A 1,073-nucleotide genomic window follows, 5' to 3' on the forward strand; every position below is an offset into this window, starting at 1 on the left:
TGTACTGCGCCGGGACGTTGTTGACACTTTGGGCTTGAAAACGAGGAGGACCTCCGGGCTTAGTGGAGCTGTCTAGTTCACACACTTTGCGCTCGGAGGTCCTCGTGTCCCACGTTAATGCCCGACTGACAGTTCATGGAAGACGCCTGATTGTTGACCGTGTGGCCGCAGGCCGCCCGGTCGCTCATATTGCCGCCGAGCTGGGGGTGTCCCGGCAGACCGCGTACCGGTGGGTCAGACGTTTCCGGGCGGAGGGGCCAGCCGGTCTGCCCGACCGCTCGAGCCGGCCCAGGTCATCACCGGCCCGGACGAGCTCCGAGCGTGAACAGGCCGTGTTGGACGCCCGACGTGCCTCACGGTTCGGGCCTTTGAGGATCGCAGCGCTCACCGGCGTCCCGGCCCGGACCGTGGGCAGGATCCTGCACCGCCACGGTGTTCCGCATCTGGCCGACTGCGATCCGCTGACCGGCGCCGCGATCCGGGCCACCAGGACCACGGCGAACCGGTATGAACGGGCCCGGCCCGGGGAACTGATCCATCTGGACGTCAAGAAACTCGGGCGCATCCCGGAAGGAGGCGGCTGGCGGGCGCACGGCCGTTCGGAACAGGTTCGGGGCAATGGAATCGGTTACGACTACGTTCACGTCGCGATCGATGACTACACGCGTGTCGGTTACGCTGAGGTCCTTCCCGACGAGAAGGGTACCACCGCGGCCGGGTTCCTCACCCGCGCCGCAGCCTACTTCGCCGGCCACGGCATCGGCCGGATCGAACGCGTCATCACCGATAACGCCTTCGCTTACCGCAAATCCGCCGCGTTCCGCCAGACCGTCGCCGACCTCGGGGCTGTCCAGCGCTTCATCAAGCCCCACTGCCCCTGGACCAACGGCAAAGCCGAACGTTTCAACCGCACCCTTCAAACCGAATGGGCCTACCGGCAGATCTTCACCAGCAGCGGTGACCGCCAAGCCGCACTTGCGCCCTGGCTCCAGCACTACAACACTGAACGAATCCACACCGGCATCGGAACCACACCCGCCAACCGAGTGTCACCAACCTAATGGCTCAGTACA

Annotated in this window: 1 protein-coding gene; it reads left to right on the forward strand. The window is 65.4% G+C overall.

What is annotated here, in order from left to right:
- Positions 1-104: 104 nt before the first annotated feature.
- The gene (locus AB4089_RS22920; RefSeq protein WP_441411562.1) at positions 105-1,061 is read left to right on the forward strand and encodes an IS481 family transposase; all 957 of its coding nucleotides are present in this window, start codon (positions 105-107) and stop codon (positions 1,059-1,061) included.
- The last annotated feature ends 12 nt before the right edge of the window (positions 1,062-1,073 follow it).

It is taken from the genome of Arthrobacter sp. 2MCAF15, from assembly GCF_052115605.1.
In the GTDB taxonomy this organism is placed as follows: Bacteria; Actinomycetota; Actinomycetes; order Actinomycetales; family Micrococcaceae; genus Arthrobacter.